We start from the raw sequence: 22,990 nt of genomic DNA, 5'->3' as shown, positions 1-22,990 counted from the left end.
ATTTTTCAGTTGCGTTCTGATCACAGTGGATCCCTGTTTGTCAGCTCAATGTAAGCTATCTGGGGTTCTGCATGTTCTCGCTTGCGCGTTTGGGCGCCGTAGTTCTGGCCTTTCAGATCAGCTCCGCTGGGGCAGCCACTACCACTGTGAACGTCGAGATGGAGTGCGGCAAACTCGCCGCTTCACCTGACGAACCAAACAAGCCCACCCAAGGCGTGGTTGAGATTGATGCATCGCTATCCTCGGCAGCCATCGCAGTCTGTGAGGAGGCTGCGCGGAAGGATCCATGGAACCCGATCCCGACCTATCGCCTGGCACGAGCCTATACGGCGGACGGCCCGAAACAGGACGTGGGCTACGCTCTCCAATTGTATCGGCAAGTTTGGGGAACGGCGAAACGAGCCCAGGACCAATTGGGGCCAGACCGGGCTGAATGGTACCGGGCGATGGCCCAGAAATCTCTGACACCCTCCCACTACCAAGCGGCTGCCGAATCCGGGCATGTGATCTCACAAATGAGCTTGGCATACCTTTACCTTGATACACGATTTCAAGTTCATGATCCGGCTCTTGCCGATACCTGGATGAAGAAGGCGGCTACTTCCGGATATGCCCCTGCCCAGATTGCCTACGGTTCGCTTCTCGAGTCGCGCAATCAACATGATGAGGCAGTGAAGTGGTATCGACTCGCAGCTGCCCAGGATTTCGCTCCGGCTTACTCCCGGATCGGGCTGCTTCATAAGAATGGAAAGGGCGTGGAAAAGGACGGCAAGAAAGCCCTCGAATATGTCGCCAAAGCAGCTCGCATGGGCTACGCAGATTCACAGGTTTTGCTCGGGGATTTGATCATGCAGGGCGTGGGTATGCCGCCCAATCGGCAGCTTGCCCGGCAGTGGTACAAAAAATCCGCGGAAGCGGGAAATCAGATTGCAGTGCATCGGTTGAAGGCAACGGAACCGAAAGGCGAGATCAGTCACGCCCTTATGGCTGCGGGATTGCTTACGCTTGGATTGATGATCTTGTTACCAGATGATCCGGAGGTTGCGAAAAAATACAACAATCGAAGGACAGAGTGTAGTTATCCGTGGTTCCACATCACGGACAATATGTGCAAGAACACCGAAACGGGAGATGTGCTGGTCGTAAATTGAATTGTGCTACTGGTTTTTAAACTCGGTCCCATTCCAACGTATTTGGATTGGCCGCCCTCCGTGTGCGAAGCTGTGAATGATCGGCACGCGTTCGTTGCTGACATTCACACTTGCTGCACCCATAAAGCTGCCCGACAAGAATAGATTGCCATTTCGACGGACGTAGATTTGTAGAGAGCATTCCTGCATTCCGCAGTATAGGCTCCTGCGGCCGCCCCCACATTTTATCCCCTCATGATGGATTAGTAAGTCAGCTGTGCCGTCCGCTGTAAGATCCCGAGAAATGATCGACTGCGGGTCGATCGTGCCTGGCTCACCTGCACACGCCTCGGCAATTTCACGGCGAGTGGTCTCGACTTCGTCCGCGCCTTTGGCGAATTGGGTCTGGCCCATCGTGAGCGCAAGTACGCAAAGTACCAAAAGCGCAGCACCTTGCCGGTCGAAAGGTAAAATTCGTCTTCTTCTCATGATTAGCTACATCCATTCCCCTCGCGCGGGGATCGGGTCCGACGAGTGGCCCTCTATTGCATGCGGGCTTCAGGCGAAACCCGCTCGACTCGGCACTCCCATCCTTTTCAGGACACGAACCACCGGGCACATACCTGTGAAAGACGCTTGAATCAGGTGTGCACCCATGATGCCTGTCAGCCAGAGCCACCGAAGGTCGACGTAGACGGCGAGAAGCACGGAGCCGACAACCACGACACCGACCACCAGAAGAATTGCGCGTTCCAGTGACATCGAAAGCCCTCCTGAAACTGAACCCAGTAAGCATGCCACGTGGCGGGATATCGTCAACGCGGCGGTTCCGGTCATAGGGAGAATGGCAGACCAGGAAGCGAAAGCTCATCACAGTTCGGAGCGCACATGAAAAAAGCCGCTGCCCGGAGGACAGCGGCCGATGGAATGGTTCAAGGCATTCGCGAGTTCAGAAGAGCAGCGCGGCGGTTCGCCCTCAGTTGCGCCTGGGCCGCTGATATCTCCGCGCCGTGGTCTTTTCCGTCTCGCTCCAAGTTCTCGATGTAGGCCCGTAATTGGCGGTTTGAGAGCCCTTCGAGCTTGATCGTTTTCACGACCGGTTCGATACGCGCCGTCGGTTCAATCTGTCTCGCAATATCTCGACCCCTTGCACGGCGATGTGGCGTTGCCAGTGGCGAGAGCTGTCGCGGAAAGAAGCGGACTAGGTGGTCGTGTCGGTGTCCCGCCTTCACTGCTGTCTCGACGAACCCGGCCGCGTATTCGAGCTTCTCGATGATCACATCGCGGAGACGAATTGGCTGGCCGGTTCGGTAGCAGATGTCATTTCGCTTGCGCCTTTGGTCGGCCTCGACGCGAAGGTCCACCAAATTGAAGTCGTACATGCGCGCGCCGCCGATCTGCCTCTCCCATCTCGCCGCCATGATCGCCGCTGCCGTCCCGAGTGGCACCGCGGAGACATAATGGAAGTGCGGCGCTGAACCGGGCTTGTCGTCGATGAAGACGGCGATTCGGATCTCGTATCCGCTATGGGTTCGATCGACGATGGCCCGAGTTCGCGCGACGATGGACTCAAATGCGTGCATCATCGCTTTGTGTCGGCCGATAGCGGCATCGGACATTCGGGATCGATCGCGGAAATCCAGTCCGTCTTTTGTGTCGAGTTGGATGTGACAAGTTCCCCATACGAAGTCGAACTGGGTGGCTTTCAGACCCGCCGTGAACGCGCGGACGTACATGTTGACGGTATCGCGCGCTGCCGCGCGTTCGGAGGGGGCGAAGAAATTTCGGAATTGAAAAGTCATAATCACCTCATGAATTGGTTTCTTGTAATCGCCGGTTGACCGGCATTGATTTCCATGTCGCCGCAATTGGCGATCGGTATCGCGACTGATGGACACGATATCGGTCACGGATCGTTCCGTGTTCGACATCGACTTTCTCATTTGGCAACAATGATACTTCCCGGGTCGCGCGCGGCGCCCAGGTGTCATCGAGGTCGAGTGCCTCGTCGGGATCTTGTCGGTTAGCCCCAGGGCCCCGGCCGAAGCCGTCCCCTCAACGCCGCATGTGGGATCATGGAAGAGGTGAAGAGTACACCATTCCGGCCATTTTGTCAATCAAAGGTTGTGTTTCCATGGCTGACCCGGCATTTTATTTATAATGAGTCAGCCCGCTTCCTCGGGAGCCAGTTCGGGGTTGCCCCATAGGTCAGAACGCGGGGCACAAGGCGGGCCGACTGTCGCGAGGATTCTGAAGGTAGACCTTTCGGACCTGAAATGCGCCAAGCCGGATTCCACCTCAATCTGAGCCGTGATTGACTCGCAACCCGGCGCTCTATCAATCTATTGAAATGAGGAGCCTGAAGGCGCGTGCGAACCCCATTCGCCCAAAGCAAACGAGGCACAATTCCGCAATGGTGCGGGATTGCGTGTTCGCGGCGGTAGTTGGAGTCACGATAGGCTCCGGACTGCTCGTATGGCGCAACTGGGAGGCCGTGAAGCCCGTTTTGCATTCCAGCGGTGCAACGGTCATCGATGGTGACACAATTGAGGTTGCGGGCGAGCGGATCCGGATCAGCAACATAGACACGCCCGAAATCAGCAGCCCCAATTGTCCCGCTGAGCAGGTGAAGGGCTTTGCTGCGAAAAGACGGCTGGCTGAGATTGCCCGAGGGTATCCGATCGACATCGACCGCGAAGGCAAAGATCGGTTCGGCCGAACACTTGCCCGCGTTCGCATCGCTGGGAACGATGTGGGCCTTCAACTCATACAGGAAGGTCACGCCCTGCCATGGGCGCCAGGCGCAGCCGCCAAGCAATCACGGATCAGGGCTTGGTGCGGCTCGTGATGCGGGAGCGCCGGCGAGAGCTCGATATACTGTCGCTCGCCCGATGCTCAACATCGTGGCAATCACGGTCGGTGAAATACCATCCGCCTTCATCGAGCGGATCTGATCGGCACTGATCTTGGCCGGTCGGCCTTTATATACGCCCGCGGCTTTCGCCCGTGCGATCCCCTCCATCTGCCTTTCGCGGCGCAGATTGGTTTCGAACTCGGCGAAGACCCCTAACATGTCGAGAAATGCCTTACCCGCAGCGGTCCCGGTGTCGATCGGCTGCTCGGTCGCTTTAAGGAATGCGCCACGCGCTTTCAGGAGACGAACAATGTCCTGAAGGTCACCAAGAGAGCGGGCCAAGCGGTCCACTCGCGTAACCACCAGGGTGTCTCCGTCTCGAATGAAATCCAACACAGTCTGCAATTCCGTCCGGCCTTCCCGGCTCGCACCGCTCCGCTTCTCTTCCCGGATGATCAAGCAACCGACACTGGACAATGCGGCACGCTGCACCGAGAGATCCTGATCGGTGGTACTGACCCTCGCATACCCAAACATGGTCATGATCCGCTCCGGCTGTCTCATATGGGTTACGACCCTCAGAGATTGCCGTCTCGGATTCCGCAGTCCTACCTATATGAGACGCGGAAAGTGTCTCGCCGACGCGAGTCGTTTGGGTATACCAGGCTAGCCAGTAATCTCATAAGTGTTTCGCCCAATATGAAATTGTTAAGGATCAGCTAAAATTAACTATAAATGAGATCTCTAGGATGAACTCTGACGCTATGCAGTAAGCGGGGGGATGATCATGGCTATCATCAATGGCTCGAACCTGGACGATTTTCTTTTCGGCACTGCGGACCCCGACCTTATTAGCGGCTATGCTGGTAATGATATTATCGACGGTCGGCTTGGATACGACACACTGCTGGGTGGCGATGGCGAAGATAGTCTTTACAGCTACGATGCTGACAGTATTGATGGGGGAAACGGTGTCGACTACGCGCTCATAGACCGAACTGGATCAACTTTCGCGTATAATCTGAACATTTTTGACTCTACTATACTGAACATTTTAATGGATGGCACGGAGATTGTCAACGTTGAACGGTTGAGCTTTTACGGTGGCGCTGACGAAGATATTGTTACTGGCGGGGATTTTAACGATGAACTTATTGGTAATGGTAGTGATGATATTCTGCGAGGTAACGGCGGGGACGATTATCTGTCCGGAGACGATGGTGGTGACTGGCTGCAGGGAGATGACGGCAACGACGCGCTGATTGGAGGTGCAGGATTCGACGGGATGGTAGGCGGTTCGGGTGACGACTATTTCGAAAGCATCGATGCTGATTTGATTGATGGCATGGACGGACTCGATACTGCTTACATTGACCGGCAGTTCTCCGATATCGATTTTCATATCGACATTTCCGACCCCGATGTTTTTCAAACTCTGGCTGATGGCAGTTTCCTTGTCCATGTGGAACAGATTACATTCAATGGCGGGGCAGGTAACGACACTGTAATCGGGGGCGATTTCGACGACGTCCTGGGCGCTGGTAGCGGGCGAGATTCCCTTAGTGGTGGAAGTGGCAACGATCAATTTTATCTTAACTATGACAACTTGGCGGACACCGTAGAAGGCGGCTCCGGGGACGATACTGCTTACCTCAACTACAGTGCGTGCAGCGATGCTATTGATGCCGACTTCGGTAAGCCAACGGTGACAACCGTGCTACCGGATGGAACGCGAGTCCGCGGGATTGAATATCTCGTACTGGCGTCGGGTTCCGGCGATGACACGATTTTTGGTGCAGAAGCAGGTAACTTGATATTTGGGAACGCAGGAAACGACAGCATTAGAGGCGGAGAAGGAATTGATACCCTGCTGGGATTGGAAGACAACGATTGGCTCAACGGGGACTCGGGTGATGACTTTATAGACGGTAATACCGGCTCAGATACGCTCTTGGGAGGTGCCGGGGACGACTACCTGAAGCCGGATGCGTCGGTAGGAACGAATATCGGGTCCGACGACGGTGTTCGCGACTATATCGACGGAGGTGAGGGTGTAGATAAGGTAGAGATTTATTTCAATGACGCTAACACTTCGATCAAAGCTGATTTTACCGATTCGACCGCCGTTCAGACGTTGGCTTATGGAACCAGTATCGTGAACGTCGAAACGATCTATTTCGTTTCTGGCTCTGGAGACGACATCATCACCGGAGGATCGTACGACGACGCCGTGTGGGGCGGTGCGGGAAAGGATTTGCTATCCGGCGGAGCCGGAAGCGACGCCCTCATCGGGGACGATGGGCGGGACACGCTTTTGGGCGGTAGCGGCGATGATCGCCTCTTCAACGGCCCGGATGATCGTAAGGGATGCGTAATTGACGGCGGCACCGGTATCGATTACGCCGAGATGGACTTCAGTCGATGGAATCTCGAGGCGACTACCAAGCCGCGCGGTCTTACTCTTGACTTCAGCAATCCGAATGTGACTGTCCGTCTACCTTACGACAGTAAAATTGTGAATGTAGAGCAGATTTCAATCACCACCAGTTCGGGGGATGACCGCGTTACGGGATCAATCTACGACGATACTATCAATGGCGGTGCAGGAAAGGATACACTCCTGGGAGGCGGCGGTGGAGATAACATCAACGGCGATGCTGGTCGAGATCTCATAATTGGTGGTGGCGGCAGTGATCAACTCAAGGGTGGATCAGGTGAGGACATTTTCAGGTACATGGCGGTCTCAGACGGCGGTGACCAAATTTTTGATTACGAAGTGGGAGATGTTTTCGACCTGGCCCTCATCGACGCGAACGCTGGGACACAAGGAAATCAGTCCTTCTCATTTATCGGGACCAATGGTTTCACGGGCACCGCGGGCGAACTTAGATACGACGCCGCCGTCTTTGGCTGGAGCCATGTCGAGGCGGATACCAATGGCGACGGACAGGCGGATTTTGAAATCAAGGTAAGCGGTTCTTTCGCATTCACCGCGAGTGATTTTATTCTTTGATTGGAATTGGATACGGAAGGCGCCTGGTCCCCTGATCGACGCCTTCCGGGATCTGCCTGAGTTGTGAAACCCGTGGTAGGACGCGGTGGCACGTTTGCGAGGACGTCTCCGGCGCGGGCCGGCCAGCGCTATTTGGAGCGGAACCCGACCTGATGGAATCGGGAGGGATTCGCAAATCGTTTGGTCGACATATACAATGTCGATTGCGAGAATCCGGCCGCTTGCGCGATCCTAGATACGTGTCGGAATGCGCGCTCAGCTTCCGCTCTCACTGCACCTGCCAAATGACCCGATCGTCACCGATGGACAGTTGCCCGCTGATCCAGCATTGATTGCCGACCACCACTGCGTTGCTTGTCGGTGACGCTAATGGCGGGACGCCGTCCACTTCGACGATAGACCGTTTCATGATGGTCCTCCTTCATGGGCGGAGATCATCCTCCGAGAGGTGTTCGGATTGCACAAGAAGTACAAATCACGCTGGGCACTATGATTCCCACACTCGGAGCCGAATCCATCTTGGTTGCGACCGGGGCACCGAACTGGTACACATGCGGCTCAGAGACGCTCGAAAAGCCTATATTTTTCAATAGATCACAGTAGGGTCGTGCCAGTCCTCTCCTGGGCACCAACGATTTCCCGATTGCTGTTCGCGGGCAACGGGATAAAGGTTCCGGACTCGGCCGCGTGCGCTTGGTCCCGATCCGACTGGCGTGGGGCCCCAGTAGAACGGTTTGCAACTGCCGCGACGTGGCGGCAGACGTCCGCTTTGCCGTCTCCGCGTTGAATTATTGCAACCGGACCAAGTTGTAGGCCGCGGCGGCGAAGGTGGAAGCCCTACCGACGCCGCGGACCATGGGTCGTTCCAGTCTGGCTATGATCTTATTTCCAGGCGAAGCTGTCCTCATTGGGCCTACGGATCCGCTGGTTGACGGCACAGCCGACGTGGCGCGTGGTGCGGCCGTCTATCGCCAGCGACCCATGCGGCGGTGAGGTTCTGGGCGGCAGCGGCCGAACGTTCATGGACCTGAGTCCGTTCACGATGTCGGCCGCATGGTAACCACGGTCGGCGCCGAGGAGCGAGGTCGGTCGGCATGGGCCTCGACGTGGCCAGCGGCGACGCGCTCGGCATGGCCTGAGACACGCGCAACCCAGGCGTCGACCAGCAACCCGGAGCGGTTCACCATCAACCGCGGCCGAGATAGCTGACCTTGGCCTCCTGACCAGGACCGGGTCGTAAAGCCGGGGCATCGGGATTGGTTGTCGAGCAATGCGTCCCGTGCGAGCGCTTCTCGCTGCGATGGTCGACCTCCGCATTGCGGCCCCGAGGCGTCGGCGGATCGTCCGGCCCGCGGTCGTCCTTCGTCCTGAAGCTCTTCTTCGAAGCACAGGCTTTGTGAATACTCGTGCGCGATTGGGAAGGTTGCGGGGACGCACGAAGTCATCGTTGCCAAGGCCGTGTTCATGGCGCATGTCATTGGGCGTTACTCACGCAGCAACCCATAGTCAGGAACGTAACTCAACTCAGCGCCAGCACTAACCTCGCCAATGGAATTTTTTTTCTGAAGAGCTTTTAAACTATATAACTCGGATTGAGCCGACCCGTGCCGGCTTTGGCCGTTGAGAGAAGAAGGTCCAGCACGGCAGTTGTGCCGGGGGAGAATGGGTGCGCAGGGTCGCAAAAAAGACCTTGCCAAGTGCAGGAGCTCGTGTATCCTCGGCACATTGATATTAAAGAAGTTCTCAGGCCTTCTCCGATGAGAAAGTGCAGCCAATAGAGCCGAAATCGTCATCGCGAGATTGCCCGACACATTGAATAGACCACCCCTTGAGGGCCGATGCTGTCGGTTCGGTGGAACTTTTTTGTTAAGTATGGAGGAGCGCTATGATTATATTTTCATCATTCGATTTGACGCGATCCACCTACCTCCTCACCCTCCACGACTAGAGTCGCCGCGAATACTGACGAAACCGCCGCGCGTGTGATCATTTTGCGCTGCAGGGTGCGTCTCGTCTTGCGCGATATTCGTCCGTATCCTCACTGCCCCTGCGCTCGACGTTGGGCCGGGAGTGTCATGCCATGACTTTCTTTCGCTTCGACCCGATCGGCGCAATTGCCCGCGCCGCGGTGCTGGATCGCCGCAGCCTGCTGGCTGGCCTCGGTGGCTCGGTCGCCGCCCCGGGGCTGACCATCGCGGCAGCCGCCGCGCCCATCATCGCGCCCGACAAGGCCGAGCTGACTGTGGAATTTTTCCCGAACCGCCAGAGTCCGACGGTAGCGATCGCGTCGCTGCGTTGGGTCGAGATCTCGACGAAGAACGGCGCGGAGGTGCGCACCACCCGCGTCTTCCCGGTGCTCACCCTGGAGGCGCGCGCGTTCGGGCCGCGGGCCGGGATCGTCTACAGCCTCAACGGGGCGGCCCACCGGCTGGAGGTCGTGCCCGCGGCGTTCGGCCGGCTCGACGACCAGCGCGTCGCAGTCGAGCTCTATCGTGCCAAGCAAGGATGGACGGCCGAGTTCTCCTGCTCGACTTTCGCGGAGCGCGGGCGCGCCGCACTGAAGCCGGAGACTTTCCCAAACTTCGAATTCGAGGCGAGCGCAGCGGAACTCGGGCGGTTCTTCGATCGCGTGTTCGACGGCGTGATCAGGCCCGCCGGGCGCGCCTGCATCGCCATCGACAAGGATGGCACGTGGACGGTTCGGCCGAAGCACAAGAACGACCGGTTCGCCGCCTTCGGCGAGATGAAGCTCGGCGCGCTCCGCATGGCCTGGGTGCGCCCGGAAACCGCCCCGTCCGAGCAACTTCGCCGGATCTACGGCGCGCAGGCCGAGAGCACGGTGCCGGGGCCGGTGATCGAGCCGCGGCCGGGCGATCAGGTCGGGGCGGCGCGGGCCGATGCGGGGCGGACGAGCCCGATCTTCGCCGCCGTGGTGGCCGAAACCCCGGACGTCGGACCGGCCGAGGTGCGGCTCGGGGGCCCGCGCGGCGCGCGCGTGATCGCCTCGGGCGGGTCCGTCTGGTTCGCGGCCGAAAGCTACACGGACAATCGGCCGCCCGCGGCCCTGCTGGCCGGCCTGGAGCGCACAACCTTCGAGGCCGGCGGGGTCGAGAGCCATTTCGGCGCGGCCTACGGCGTGGTCGAACGGCGGCGCAGCGCCAAGGGGCTGGCCACCACCTTCATGGCCGTGCCCGGCTGGCGCCCGACGGTCGGCGGGCGGGCGGCCGAGGATCGGGACTCCGATCGGCGCCTTCAGACCGCGCTCGGCCGGTTCTCGATCCGCCCGCATTACGCGGTCGGCCGTGCCACGGAGGATCGCCCGCGGCTCCGCCCGCCCATGGTGGCGCGCGCGCTGGACGACCGGCTGGAGCTTTTCGATGCGCCGTTCCTGGTGACATCGGCGTCGATCGCGCTCGCCAACGCCACCTATTCGCGCCTCGATTTCGACGGCGAACCCTGCCGCTTCGTCTACGGCGCGGCGGACCCGCGCGACCTGGGCACGGCCGGGTGGGTGCGGCTCGACGACGCCGGGGGCGTGCCACCCAAGCTCGCATCTCATCGGTTGCGCCTGCCGCTCGATACGGCGCGCCTGCGGGCCTCGCGGGCCTCGGACCTGGCCGCGCTGGTATTCCGTTTTCACGCGCTCGATATCGTGGCGGGAGAGGGGCGGACACGCGTGGTGCAGTCGCCCGGCCGCATCGCCGACCGCCGGCCGCAGGTTTCGCCCGAAGACCTCGCCTTCCAGAAGACCCATGCCGACTGGGTGCGCAACAAGGCCGAGGGGAAGGCGGACGGGCGGACGCCGGACGGCCCGCCCGCGCCGCGCCGCTTCGCGGAGGCCGCCGACGGGACCAAGCCGATCCTGGTGGTGGAGTTCCCGCCCCAGCATCTGGCCGAGCGCGCCTATTTTCGGCAGGATGTCGAGTTGCCTCAGGTACTGATCGAGGGGGAGCAGAGCGGCGCGGACGGCGCATTCCTGGACAAGATCCGGCCGGAGACGCCCGAGGCGCGCCGGTGCGCGCGCCTGGCGCGCCAGGTGCTCAAGATCGACACCGAAAGGCTGGACGGCCTCACGACCTTCGCGGAGTTCGCGAAGCGCTTCGGCGAGATCGCCGCCCCGGCGCTGGGGCCGCGACTCTTGTCGCCGGAACTCGCCGTCTATATCGGCCCGGAGGAAATGGATCCCGACGAGGCCGTGGTGGCGCGCCTCACCCAGAAGGCGATCGGGGCCGACCGCGCCACCAAGCTCTTGCGCGAGCGCATTGAGGCACTCGGTGCACACGAGCCCGACAACGTCAACGATCCGGAATTCCTCGCAAAGGTGATCGCCCGCGAGCGCGCCAAGGCGACCCGGGATCCGATGTACGGCATGTTGCGCGAGCATTTCCGCGCCAGCGGCGGCGGCGGCGCGACCGGGACGGCCGCGACGCTGTTCGCGAGCCAGGAGTTCGTGTCACCCGCCCCGGACGCGTCCAACTACGCGGCGAAGGTGAAACTCGACGCGGCGGGGTACACGGCGGCGATCGAGGCCGCGATCACCTCGTTCGGCAAGCTCCTGGCGGAGGGCGGCGAACAGATCGATCTGCCGGCGCCGGCGCGGCTGTCCGGGCGCACCCGGCTGGCCTTCCGGGTCGACATGGCCGAGATGGAGCGCCGTCACGGGGAGGCCGCCGTCGCGTTCGATTTCGACGCCCTGACGGACTGGCAGCGGTTCGACCTGTCGGTGGTGCGCCGGGCCGAGAAGCTGTTCGAGCGCTACGACGACGGCCGCAAGCCGGGTCGACACGACCGGCGGGAGGTGCAGGATGTCGGCGAGATCCTGCGCTTCCAGGGGCTCGGCGGCGACGGCTTCGGCTCGGCTCATCAACGGCTCGCGGACATCTACCGGCTGGCCGGGCTGGCGCCGAACGACCTGGAAACCGCCATCGAACTGCCGAGCCGGCTCGAGCTGTCGCCCGCCCAAGACGCAACCTTTATCACCCCGGAGCGGGTGCCCGAGGCGATCTACGACGAGGCCAGGGGGCCGTGCGAGTCGCCCCGGCCGGTGCCGCTGTGGCGCGCTCGGCTCGATCGCACCGGCCCGGATGCGCGGCTGCGCGCGGTGGCCTCGCCGGATTTCCGCCCCGGCGTGTTCCTTGCCGCATCGCGCGATCTGGTGCCGCAGAATGGCGAGCGCCTGCCCGGGCTGACGTCGCCGCCGCGTGGGCCGGTGCCGCCGTGGACGCTCGGGCCGCTCGATTCCGACGGACGGCACTGGAGGCCGGACAGCGCCCAGCCAATCAAGATCCCGTTCTGGAAGCGGTTTCTGCAAGTGTGGGGCAGAGCGGCGGAGCCGCCACCGTACCGCCTGCCGCTCGATGCGTATGACCGTCACGAACTGGTCGCAGCGAGTTCCGTATACGGCCTGCCGGTGATCGGCCGGCGCGGTGAGGACGGCAAGCTGGATCCGGCCGGCGACCAGTTCGAGCCGCCACCCGGCTTCGAGCTGAACGACGTCGAGGCCGAAAGCGCCATCTACCGCCCGCGTGCGCTGGACTGGTCGGAACTAAGCCTTTCGGCGCTCGGCGGCTCGATCGTGCTCGACACCAGCTTTTCGCCTCCCTACGCGGCCCGGCTCCTCGACAGCCGTGACGGCCAGCGGCCGCTGTTCGACAGCTTCAGTATCGAGCGCTGGCGGCAGACCACGCTGCTCGGGCGGGATATCACGGTCGAAGTGGTCTACAAGGGCTTCCTGTTCCCGCTCGGCCACCGGGCGAGCCTGGTCAAGCTGACCGAGCGCCAGTTCGTCACGCCGCGGCCGGGCGGGCCGGTTTCGGCCGTGCTGATCCAGCGCATGTTCATCAAGGTGAGCGTGCCGGAAAAGCGCTATCCGGCGGTCGGACAGCCGATCGGCGGGCGCCAGTGGCCGCCGAGCGCGCTCCGCATCCTGACAACCCGCACACCGGACATCATCGACCCGATGATGAGCGCGTCCGACGTCCCGCTCGAGCGGCCCGACGTCACTCCCGTACCGCCGTGGATACTCAACGAGCGCGCCCGGATCTTCGCCAGGGGCAAGCTCAGCACCGGCCTGGTGTTCTGGCCGAAGACGGGCATCCTGGAGGCACCGTTCGCCTTCGAGCTGGACGTGCCCGGCGAGGCCGGGCGGGTGTCGGTGCCGCTCCTGTTCGTCGACAACGTGGCGGCCGGCGACCCGGTCGTCATGGCGGCGGTGGCGCATTTCTACGAGAACGCTGCCAAAGTCCTGCCGGACCGCTTCGGCGGCCCCAAGGATTTCCGCCGCGTCCAGCACGGTGGCGCGGTCCGGCGCTACGCCGAGGCGCGCAAGTCCGGGGACACCAGCTTCAAGACCAACTACTGGCTCCTCGGCGTCCACGGGACCGTGCGGCAGACGCCGGAACAGGTGGTCGCCAAGGTCACGGACGAAGCGCTCACCGACGACGGCTTCGTGGGCGTCAACGATCTCTACGCTCCCACGTCGCTGATGGTGGGTGCCGACCAGCCGCCCTTCTATCCGCGGCTCGTGGAAGCCCAGATCCAGATCTCTCAGGTCGAGCGCTTCACAGGTCGCCCCGCCCCTGCCGCCACCGTGCGCTTCGACGGGGACTATCTGCGCGACGGCTTCCCGAAGACTCCCCCCGGCGGGTCCGGGACGCCCGAAATCTATCTCGACGTGGCGGAGACGTTCCGCCTCGCCATGGGCGACCAGGGCGACCGGGCCGGCGCCCTGGCCCGGCCGGACTCGTATGTTTTCGTTCTGTCGCGGCTGAACGGGCCGATGGGCGGCAGTGATCCGAACCGCGGCTACCTGAAGGATGCGGTCTTCGGCCTGGCCCAGGAGCCGCACATCCGCACCATTCCGGCGCTCGCCCGGCGCTACACGAACGCCCGAATGCCCACGGCCCGCCGGCCGGTGCGCTTCGCCCAGGCGGGCGCCTCCGACGTCGCCGCCGTCCCGGCCGCTCCCTCGGCGGACAGCGTGCACGACCTCATTTTCGGCGACGACTACAAGCTGCTCGGCCTGGTCTCGCTGAAGAAGCTGATTGCCGGCCTGCTGGACCCCGCAGGAGACCAGGTCCCGCGGCTCGTCGAGACGCTCGGCTTCGGCGTGGCGTCCGAAGCCGAGAACGCCCTCGAGGTGTTGCGCCGGGGCGTGCTGGTGCCGCTGCAGCAGGTCGTGGCCGAGGCCGAACGGACCTGGAAGTCGGCCGAACTCGACGTCGGCGCCGGGAGCGGGCCGCGCAATTCGATCTCGATCTCAGAGCTCTATCCGGAAGTCGGCACGGCGCTGGAACGGCTGTCTCTGGCACTCGCACAGGCGATTGCCGCAGCGGACGTGATCCGCGTCGCCGCCGCTGTGTCGGCGGTCCACGATGCCGCACGCGGCCTGCTCGCCACGATCGAGTCCTTTGCGGACGATCCGCTGGCCGCCCTCGACCGGGCCGCACGCCAGGTATCGGGGACGCTCCTCGCGGACCTCACGCAAACCCTGAACACGTTCACGGCCAATCTGGTGAAGGAGGTCAAGGAGGCCCTCAAGGCGCTCGGCACGCAGGTGACCGCGGCGCTCATCGGTGCCCTGCGGACGGTGGCCGACACGGTGCCCGAGCGCTTCGTGGCGCCCCTGCCGGCCTTTGCGGCCATCTATACCGATATCGATCGGGACTTGCGCACGTTGCTCGAGCAGGCGCACGCCACGGCGGTCAAGGCGGCCCGCAGCGAAGGCACCCTGGCGGGAATGGTCAAGGCCTATCGCGACTCGCTGCCGATCAACGTGAAGGACCTCGAGGCGCTGGGGAAGAAAGCGGTCGGGGACGAAAGGCGGCGCTTCGAGCGCGAATTGAGGGCCTATACGAAGGCCGCCGCGGAGATCACGCAGGAGACCTTGCAGGGCCTGCTGGCCGATCCGGCGCTCGGCGAGGTCATCCAGCTCGCAGAGAAGATCCAGGATCTCGCCGGCAAGCTGACGCCCGACGGCGTCGTGAAGGTGTTGGGTGCGTTCGCGGAGGAAAGGGCCCGGCTGTTGGTGGGCGCCTATGCCGACAGGGCCGTCAGCGGGCTCGTCGCCAAAGCCTGCCCGGCCATCGACAAGCTTCGCCTGGCGCTCGCGGCCCTGATCCGCCCGGACGAGACGGCCGGCCCGCGGCTTGCCGCGGCGGTCCACCGGGTCCTCAAGGCGATCGACACCGCCAAGGTGGATCTCGCCGGCACCCCCGCCATACCGGTGCTCAACGCCTATGCCGAGCTGGTCCAGACGACCGGGGCGGCGCTCGCCGCCGACCTCGCCGACGCAACGCGCCTGGCCAAGACCCTGTCGAACGTCGGCTGCACGGGGCCTGGCGACCTCTTGACGCTGGTCGACGCGATGGCGCGCATCCTGCCGCGTGCCCGCTCCGCACTCGACCGGTTCGCCGAGATCGCCGCGACGGCGAGGGGACTGTTCGAACAATGGAGGGGCCTCGTCCTGGCGCCGGACCCACTCGTCTTCGTGGAAGCCTGCGTGGCCGAGTTCCTGGGTCTGCTCCGAGATGCCCAGCAGGTCGCTGTGCTGGCCCTCCGGGACGAGGCGATCCGCCATGTGGACGAAGCGATCGCCGACCTTAACGCCGCCCTCGGTAGCATGGAGGCTGCGGCGCGGCCCGACATCGCGGCTTTGGTGACTGATCTCAATGCGTGGGTGGCGGCCGTCCGTTCAGTGAACCCGGCCCCGCAGATCACGGCCGCCATCCTGGCCTTAGAGAAGCCCGCGAAGGGCTACAAGGAACGGCTGCAGCAACTCTCCGACGCCTTCGACGGCCTCGGATCGGCGCCCGGCAAGCTCGCCATGGCGGTTAGCACCCAAACCGACGCATTGGCGAAGACACTGTCGCATCTGCTCGTGCCGGCGTCGGTTTCCACCCCGGCCGCCGCCGCCCTCCGTGCCATCGCAGGGCCCATTGCAGCGGCCCATGACGCCATATTGGCCAAGCGGAACATCGCCTACGACAGGATCGTGTCCGATCCGTATCTGCGCGTAGCACTGCAAACCGATCAGCTTCTCGTAGACCCACCGGAGCCCTCCAAATCCCTCAAGGAAGACAAGCTTGCGGCCGAGACCAAGTTCTGGGACGACCTCTCCAAGCCGGGCGCGGACGTGCTCGCCGTGCTGGCCGCCACCCCGGCGGAGGATGTGACGCCCTACCTTCAATTGTCGAAGCCGGTGACGCTGCTGAAGCGGGTCTTCGACACGGCATCGCGGTTGTTGCGGGGTGATATCTCGGGGCTGGTGGATCTGCAGGGGCTGAAGCAGAGGATCGAAGAGCAGATCAAGTATCTGGTGCCGACCAGCGCGACGCTTTCGTACGACTTCGACGTGCCGATGAAGGAGGTCAATGTCTTCCAGCCCGCCAAGGGTGCGCGGCTGACGATCCGGACGCGCACCGTCGTGGACCTGCTCGAGCCGAGCCGCTCGAATGCCAGTGCGGAGGCGAAGGTCGGGGCGTTCGATATTCTACTCTTGCCGGATTTCAACGCGGTGCGGCTCATGTTTGACGGCGCCACCTGCACGGTGGACCGCGGCGCATCGCCCGAGTTCAAGGTGCGCTATCGCGACTTCGAGATCGGCGACAAGCTCGCCTTTCTGCAAGGCTTGCAGTCGATCCTGACACCCAAGGCGGGGTCGGGCTTCTTCCTCAGGCCGCTGTCCGGCGCGCCCGGCATCGAAGCCGGCTACAAGCTCGATCTCGGCGGCTTCTCGCTCGGCAACGTCACGTTCCTCAACATCAATCTCTACACCTCGATCGAGCTGCCGTTCTCGAACCGCGAGGCCCTGTTCAAGATCTCGCTCGGCACCCGCCGGGATCCATTCCTGATCAGCTACGCGCCCTACGGCGGCGGCGGCTTCTTCAGCCTCACGGCGGACTCGAGCCGGATCGTCGAATTCGAAGCCGCTTTCGAATTCGGCGGCATGGCAGCCTACACGTACGGGCCGCTGACCGGCGTCGGCCGGGTCATGTCGGGCTTCTACATCCGCAAATACAGAGTGCCGAGCGCAAATAATCCGGACCAGTACGTCAACCAGACCGAGATTTACGGCACGTTCTTCTGTGGCGGCTCGGCCTCGGTGTGGATCTTCTCCGTGGCGGCGGCCCTGTCGGTCATGATCGGCAGCCGGGGCCAGGGCATGTTCGGCATCGCCACCTTCTCGTACGCGTTCTCGATCGGCTTCGCCAAGTTCAAGTTCTCGGTCTCGGTGGAACGCTCCGAGGGCCAGAACTTCAGCGGCGGCGGCGATAGGGCCAGTTTGCCCGCCGGCGACCAAATCCAGCTGGCCGGTCCGATGCCGCGAGGCGAGACGACGACGGCCCGGTGCCGGCTCGTCAACGCCGCCGTCTCGCCCGCCAAGAACTTCGCGACCTACGCCCGCTACTTCGATGCCTCTCTCGGCCAACCCATCGGGACGATCGACTGATGAACAAGCTCGTCGAACCGCCCAAGAGCGGCGAGGTCACCACCCTCGAAGCCATCCTGCCCCCCTCCCCCCGGGTCGACATCCTCGCCAAGGTGGTCCCGGCCGGCCTCTTCCGGAAGAAGAACGGCAAGAGCTGGCTGCGCGCCGCGCTGGTGCTCACGCCGGTTGCGGAGGCGCAAGCGGGACGGGGCAAGGTGGAGATCGCCCGCTGGCCGGACGCGATCCGCTCCCTGCGCAAGCTGACGCTGTCCCTGCTCCCCTCGCCGAGCCCGAACGACGACGAGTTCCGCGTGGGCTGCGGAGCGGACGGTGGCCACCACGTCACGATCGAGCTGAAGCGCGGTGCCAATCCGTACAGCCCCGACATCGATCATCTCTGGCGCGCCGTGATGGGGCACGGGGGCCTCGGCTGGGACAAGATCGTCGAGGCCCTGCCGAGGCAGTCCGCCGACCAGACCACCCGGATCACCTGCACCGGCCAGCCGGACCCGACCGGCGCCGCACCGGCGGCTCCGGAAGCGCCGCGTCCACGCGTGGTGACCGGTGTCTATCCGAGCGGCCGCAACGCCGCCGCCTATGTGTACGAGCGCCGGCGTGCCGACCGGATCGCCGCCGCTGCCCGTCTCACGGCCGCTCAGCGGGATGCCGCGTCGCCCGATGCCGCCGAGTTGAAGCGCCCGGGCCTCGATCAACTCAAGGGCAAGACATTCGGCGACTTGGCAAACGGGGGAGCGGCGGGCGTCGCCGCTGTGCTGCCGGACATCCAGACCTACGCGGCCGAGCGCTATGCCGCGAAGTCGAGCCCACCCGGCAAGGCCGACCCCGGGTGCCGGCCGCCGGCAGCGGACGGCGCCGGCAAGAGCGTGCCCCCGAAGCCGTCGACCGAAGAGATGATCGCGCGGGCGCACGAAACCGAGATCGCCGCTTCCACGCGCTCGACAGATGTGCCTTCTTCCGATGCGGCGCGCCAGGCCGCCGGGGCGCGGCTCTACGGGCTGCAGACCATGCCCGTCCTGGCGCGCCTGTTCGGCCTCGTGGTCGATGTCGAGTTCGAGGTGCCGGCGGATCTGGTAAGCGGCGCGGACCAGTTCGTCGACGTCTGCGTGTCGTCGCTCGATGGTTCGTCTCTGACGCCCCGACTGTGGACGCTCTCGAAACTGCGGCTCGACACGGGCCCTGACGCGATCGGCGACGGCGTCTTCCTGCCGGCGCAACGCGAGGAATTCGAGGCCGTCTGTGCCGGCGATGCGCTCACCGAGGTATCGCAGTTCGAAGGCTGCGTGGTGCTCGGGCAGGCGCTCGACCCCGGGGCGGCACCCGGCTTCGAGGGCGCGCGCTACGCGGTCTCCTCGCTCGACGTGGTCTCGGCGATGCAGGCCGGCATACACCAGGAGCTAGCCAAGGCGGTGCGCGCCGAAGACGACCTTCAGCACGGAAAGGCGACCCAGCCCGACCTCGCCGCCGTAGCCGCCGGCTGCGCCCTTCCCCCGGGATCCGGCTTCGACGACGAGGCGGGGCCGGAGATGCGCACCGCCGGCCTCGCCCTGATCGACCGCATGCGCCACGTCCATGTCGTCGACCAGCTCGCCGCCGCGGACCGGCAGCCGTCCAACCCGTGCGATCTGCGCTTCGATGCGGACGAGCTGACCATCGGCTACCGCGTCGACGTGGGCGCCTATGGGTCCGGCGGGGCGCTGCCGCAGTGGCGCAGTCTGATGAACCGCAAGGTCGACTACATCGATCCCTGGAACGCCCTCCGGCCCGGCTGGCTGGAAGCCGCGCTGTCCAGGATCGTCCCGAACGCGCCGGACCTGTCCCGCTCGGAGCTGGACGCCGCCATTCTCTCCATGGCGGCCCGGGAGGTCACCCGCAAAGCCGGCGACAATCAGGAAGTGAACCTGTTCTGCGAGGAACTCGTGGCGCTGTGGTCGGGCGATCCGATCGGGCTCGAATGCCAGGACGGCACCGTGCCGGCGGCGCTCGAGGGGGCGGCGGCCTGCCGGTCGCCAGACCTGGACGGGCAGGTGCCGATCAGCCGCCGCTATGATCTGCCATCCTCCCCGTCCGATCCACGCCCGCCGCGGCTCCGGTTCGGGGCTGCCTACCGGTTCGGCATGCGGGCCGTCTATGTGGGCGGTATCGCGATGGCGACCGCCGAGGCGGCCAGGCGCTACGAGACGGCCTTCGGCGGCCGCCTCACAGTGCCGCAGCCTGCCGGGAGCACAAAGCCAAGCCCGAAGAGCCTGCCGGCGCGCCGTTTCCTGCGCCACGAGCGCATCGCGGCACCGACGATCACCATGCCGCCCGCCGCGATCGAGACGGTCGAGGGGGGCCCGAGCGGGCAGATGGAGCTGCAAACCGCGCGTGACGTGGTGCTGCGCAGTCTCGATACCACCGACGGCCTGCCGAAGGACATGGGCCGCGACGACATCGCGGTGCCGGTGCGGGCGCGCCGCGTGCTCGTCGCCCCCGCCGTGCCGCTGACCCAGGCCCTGCTGCACGGCGTGCTCGACCGCCACCACGACCGCGACCGCGCCCCCGATGGCCTCGACGGAGTGCGCTATTCTGTGCAAGGCGGCGGCTTCCCGGTCGCCCGCCGGCTGATGCGCGAGGTCGCCGGGGCGCAGGTGGTCGAACGCGTGAAGGTGGTCGACCCGAAAGGACGCATCGAGCCCGGCAATCCGGTCGACCCGTCCGGAGACGCGGTGTTCGATGTCATGGCCGGCGCCGACCATAAGCTCGGCCCCTACTACCCGGATCCCGCGGCCCACGCGATGGTGATCGCCCTGAAGCGGCCGGGGCCCGATGCGACGTGGCTGGCGCCGCCGCTCGTCGTGCCGCTCTACCGGGGCAAGGTTTCGGTGACCTACCCGGACGTTCTGCCGGTGGTGGTCGACGTGGAGCAGCGCGACCCCTGCGCCTGCGGGGAGGAGGCCCGCCTGTTGCGGCCGACCTATCCGCTCGACCGCGTCGGCGCGTGGCCGACCGTCTGGCTGGACGAGCGCGAACGCCTGCGTGATCGCCGCCCGGTTGGAGCGGCCGCGGCCGTGCGGGCCGTCACGGTGGCGCTCGCCCCCGGCGAGGACGTGGAGTTGGTCGCCTGGTGCGTGCCGACCGCCGGCATGCTGGAAAGCTGGTTCGCCGCGGTGGAGAGCGTCGCCGTGCTGGAGGCGGAGCGCACGTCCGCGAAGCCCGGCACCGGCCCGATGCTGGCGGGCTTCACGGGGGCCCTGCTGCCCGACCAGGCCGCCCGCCTGCGCACCGCCGAGGCGATCCGCGCCGGGCTCCTCGATCGCCCGTTGGCCGACCTCGTCTCCTCCGCCCGGCTGCGCCTCACGCATGCGGTGAACCGCCCGCTGGCCGCACCGAAGATCGCCCGGGAGCCGATCGAGCCCGCCGCCCGGCGCCTGCCGGTGCGGCTGATCCGCGCCGCGCTCACCTGTGAAGAACTCTTGAAGCTGGTGCGCGCCACCGCGGAGAGCGAGCCGCCCGAGGCGGCCTTGCAGGCCTACCGGAACGGCTTCGTGACCCGACCGCTCGAGGACCCGACCAGCGCCACCTACCTGCTCGGCGGCTCGGTGGAGGTGGACCTCGCCACCACGGCCTCGCTGGAGATCCGCGCGTACTGCGCCTCGCCCCATTCGGGCAAGTTCGACGATCCCGCCCGCCGGCGCGAGCGGGCCGACCGCATCGACGGGGCGTGGCCGAGCCTGCCGGGGGAGCGCGTCGGCCTGTTCGACGAGGCGTTCCCGGCGGAGCGGCACGAGCCGAAACCCCTGAAGGCCTCCAAGCTCTTCGGCTTCGAGGTGGATCGCTACGATCGCGTGAGCCTTCCACGCTCGTGGGTGACGCTGATGCGCATCTCGGAGCTGCCGGCGTTCGTGTCCCAGGTCAGCGGGCTGACCCGCATCGACCTGCATGCCGCCCACCTGAAGGCCATCGTTGCCGGAGGGGCCCCGGATGCCCCCACCACGGAGGCGATCGCGGCCGCGGCCCGCTTCGATCTGTGCGATCTGCCGGAGGTGCTGCGTCCGGCGCGGGTGGCCCTGCCGCACCGGTTCCCCGACCTCGCGTCCCGCGAGGTGCGGCTCGTGGCTCTCGCGATCTCCCGCCACGCGCCCCTGATGCGCACGCGGCCCAGGCTGGTGAACGGCCGGTTCGTCGCCGAGACGCCGCTGCCCGACCGCCTGCAAAGCGCGCCCGACCCGGGCCTACGCGACGTTTTCGACAAGCCGGCCGCGTTCGTGGTCGACCTCGATCTGCCCGGCCTGGAGCGCCCGCCGGCGCCGGCCCCGCAATCGAGCTACCCTGTGTTCGGCTGGACAGCGGGCGAGGGGGATGCCCCGGCGGCGCATGGGCCGCGGCCGGCGGGCACACGGCTGCTCGGCCGCTGGTCGACGGGCCGCCGCGCCTCGATCCGCATCCCGCTCGCCCGGCCGTTCAAGGTCTCGGGCACCCACGAGCGGATCGGCATCGTCGTGTGGCCGCCAGACCTGTTCGGCGCCGCCGCGGGCGCCCCGCTGCCGCCGGCGGACACGGTGCCGCGCCGCCACCTGGACGAGCGGGTGGCGCTCGCCGAACTTTTCGACGCCGACATCGGACCGGGCGGCGCTTTCGTGACCCGCATCGGCGCCGATCCGGTCCGGCCCCCTGCCTCAGCGGTGCGCGCCATCCTGCCGACCCCGGCCGACTTCCCCGACCTCCTTCTGGGCGGCCGGGTGGACGAGAGCCGGATTGTGCGCAGCGTCGACATACCGTTGCCGAAAGGCCCCAAAGCCGCGCCGCGCGACGCCGCCTTCCGCGCCGCGCTTGTGCTCCACGAGCCGCGCTTCGATGTGGCCGAGGAGCATTGGTACGTGGACGTGACGCTGGCCCGCCAGCCGATGGCCGATCCGTTCGTGCGCTTCGGCGTCGTCCGCTACAACCCGGCCCTGCCGAAGGATCTCCGCGTCTCCGAGCCCGCCGTCGCCTGGGGCATCGTGGCGCCGGAGCGGATCTTGGCGGCCGAACTGACCGAGTGCGCGGGCGTGCGCGCCGTCAAGGCCTCATTCGGCGGCCGCGCCCCCGCTTTCGGCGCCGTGGACGACCGCCCGCGCCCCACAGCCCGGTTTCGCTTGGTGCGGCGTGAGACCTCCCCGGCCGGACTGCCGATGATCGACACGCTCATCGAGTGCGACGGTGCGGGTGACCAGACCGGTGTCTGGACGGCGACCCTGACGCTGCCCCCCGAGCCCGCGCGACCCGGCGCCCGCTACTTCGTGCAGGCCGACGAACACGAGAGCTGGCGCCCCGCCCGCTACCCCGTCGAGCCCGTGCCCGACACCGGCGGCGGCGCCCCACCGCCCGAACTCGATCTGCGCCGCGAAGCCGGTCCGCGCTTTGTGGCGGAGCTGGAGATTGCAGTCCCCCCGGGGCCGCCCCGATAGGGGTGGCGGCGAGGGGCCAATGAGGGGCCGCAAGCGGCCCGCCAGATTTTCCGTTCGCACCCCGAAGGGGGCGAAACCGGACGCGTGCGCTCCGGCCATTATCGATTGGGAGGATTT

General features: G+C 65.1%; 9 protein-coding genes. 5 read left to right on the top strand and 4 right to left on the bottom strand.

The window, feature by feature from the left end; all coding sequences use genetic code 11:
- The first annotated feature begins 71 nt into the window (after window positions 1–71).
- Window positions 72–1,151 carry a tetratricopeptide repeat protein gene (locus WBG79_RS03480; RefSeq protein WP_337355718.1) on the top strand — a complete coding sequence of 360 codons (1,080 nt, stop codon included), beginning with the start codon at window positions 72–74 and terminating at the stop codon, window positions 1,149–1,151.
- A gap of 537 nt (window positions 1,152–1,688) precedes the next feature.
- Here WBG79_RS03480 and WBG79_RS03475 read toward each other — a convergent pair.
- Both WBG79_RS03475 and WBG79_RS03470 read right to left on the bottom strand, forming a co-directional pair.
- The gene (locus tag WBG79_RS03475) at window positions 1,689–1,892 is read right to left on the bottom strand and encodes a YgaP-like transmembrane domain (protein WP_337355717.1); all 204 of its coding nucleotides are present in this window, start codon (window positions 1,890–1,892) and stop codon (window positions 1,689–1,691) included.
- Between the two features lie 170 nt (window positions 1,893–2,062).
- Complete coding sequence (locus WBG79_RS03470) at window positions 2,063–3,040, bottom strand: hypothetical protein (protein WP_337355716.1); 978 nt, start codon at window positions 3,038–3,040, stop codon at window positions 2,063–2,065.
- A 404-nt stretch (window positions 3,041–3,444) separates the two neighbouring features.
- Here WBG79_RS03470 and WBG79_RS03465 point away from each other — a divergent pair, with 404 nt between their 5' ends.
- Window positions 3,445–3,978 carry a thermonuclease family protein gene (locus WBG79_RS03465; RefSeq protein WP_337355715.1) on the top strand — a complete coding sequence of 178 codons (534 nt, stop codon included), beginning with the start codon at window positions 3,445–3,447 and terminating at the stop codon, window positions 3,976–3,978.
- On the opposite strand, the gene WBG79_RS03460 is transcribed toward WBG79_RS03465, so the two are convergent.
- Complete coding sequence (locus WBG79_RS03460; RefSeq protein ID WP_337355714.1) at window positions 3,949–4,527, bottom strand: recombinase family protein; 579 nt, start codon at window positions 4,525–4,527, stop codon at window positions 3,949–3,951. The two genes, WBG79_RS03465 and WBG79_RS03460, sit on opposite strands and share 30 nt — an antisense overlap.
- 244 nt (window positions 4,528–4,771) lie before the next feature.
- On the opposite strand from WBG79_RS03460, the gene WBG79_RS03455 reads away from it, so the two are divergent.
- On the top strand, window positions 4,772–6,997 hold the full coding sequence (locus WBG79_RS03455) for a calcium-binding protein (RefSeq protein ID WP_337355713.1): 2,226 nt from the start codon (window positions 4,772–4,774) through the stop codon (window positions 6,995–6,997).
- A 268-nt stretch (window positions 6,998–7,265) separates the two neighbouring features.
- Here WBG79_RS03455 and WBG79_RS03450 read toward each other — a convergent pair whose 3' ends face one another.
- On the bottom strand, window positions 7,266–7,406 hold the full coding sequence (locus WBG79_RS03450) for a hypothetical protein (RefSeq protein WP_337355712.1): 141 nt from the start codon (window positions 7,404–7,406) through the stop codon (window positions 7,266–7,268).
- Window positions 7,407–9,077: 1,671 nt separating this feature from the next.
- Between WBG79_RS03450 and WBG79_RS03440 the strand changes: the two genes are divergently transcribed.
- Both WBG79_RS03440 and WBG79_RS03435 read left to right on the top strand, forming a co-directional pair.
- Window positions 9,078–17,447, top strand: a complete 8,370-nt coding sequence (locus WBG79_RS03440) for a hypothetical protein (RefSeq protein WP_337355711.1) — start codon at window positions 9,078–9,080, stop codon at window positions 17,445–17,447.
- Window positions 17,447–22,873, top strand: a complete 5,427-nt coding sequence (locus WBG79_RS03435; RefSeq protein WP_337355710.1) for a hypothetical protein — start codon at window positions 17,447–17,449, stop codon at window positions 22,871–22,873. The genes WBG79_RS03440 and WBG79_RS03435 overlap by 1 nt, the downstream gene beginning before the upstream one ends.
- The last annotated feature ends 117 nt before the right edge of the window (window positions 22,874–22,990 follow it).

Source organism: Prosthecomicrobium sp. N25 (assembly GCF_037203705.1).
GTDB lineage: Bacteria > Pseudomonadota > Alphaproteobacteria > Rhizobiales > Ancalomicrobiaceae > Prosthecodimorpha.
This window is presented reverse-complemented; position numbering and strand designations above follow the sequence as displayed.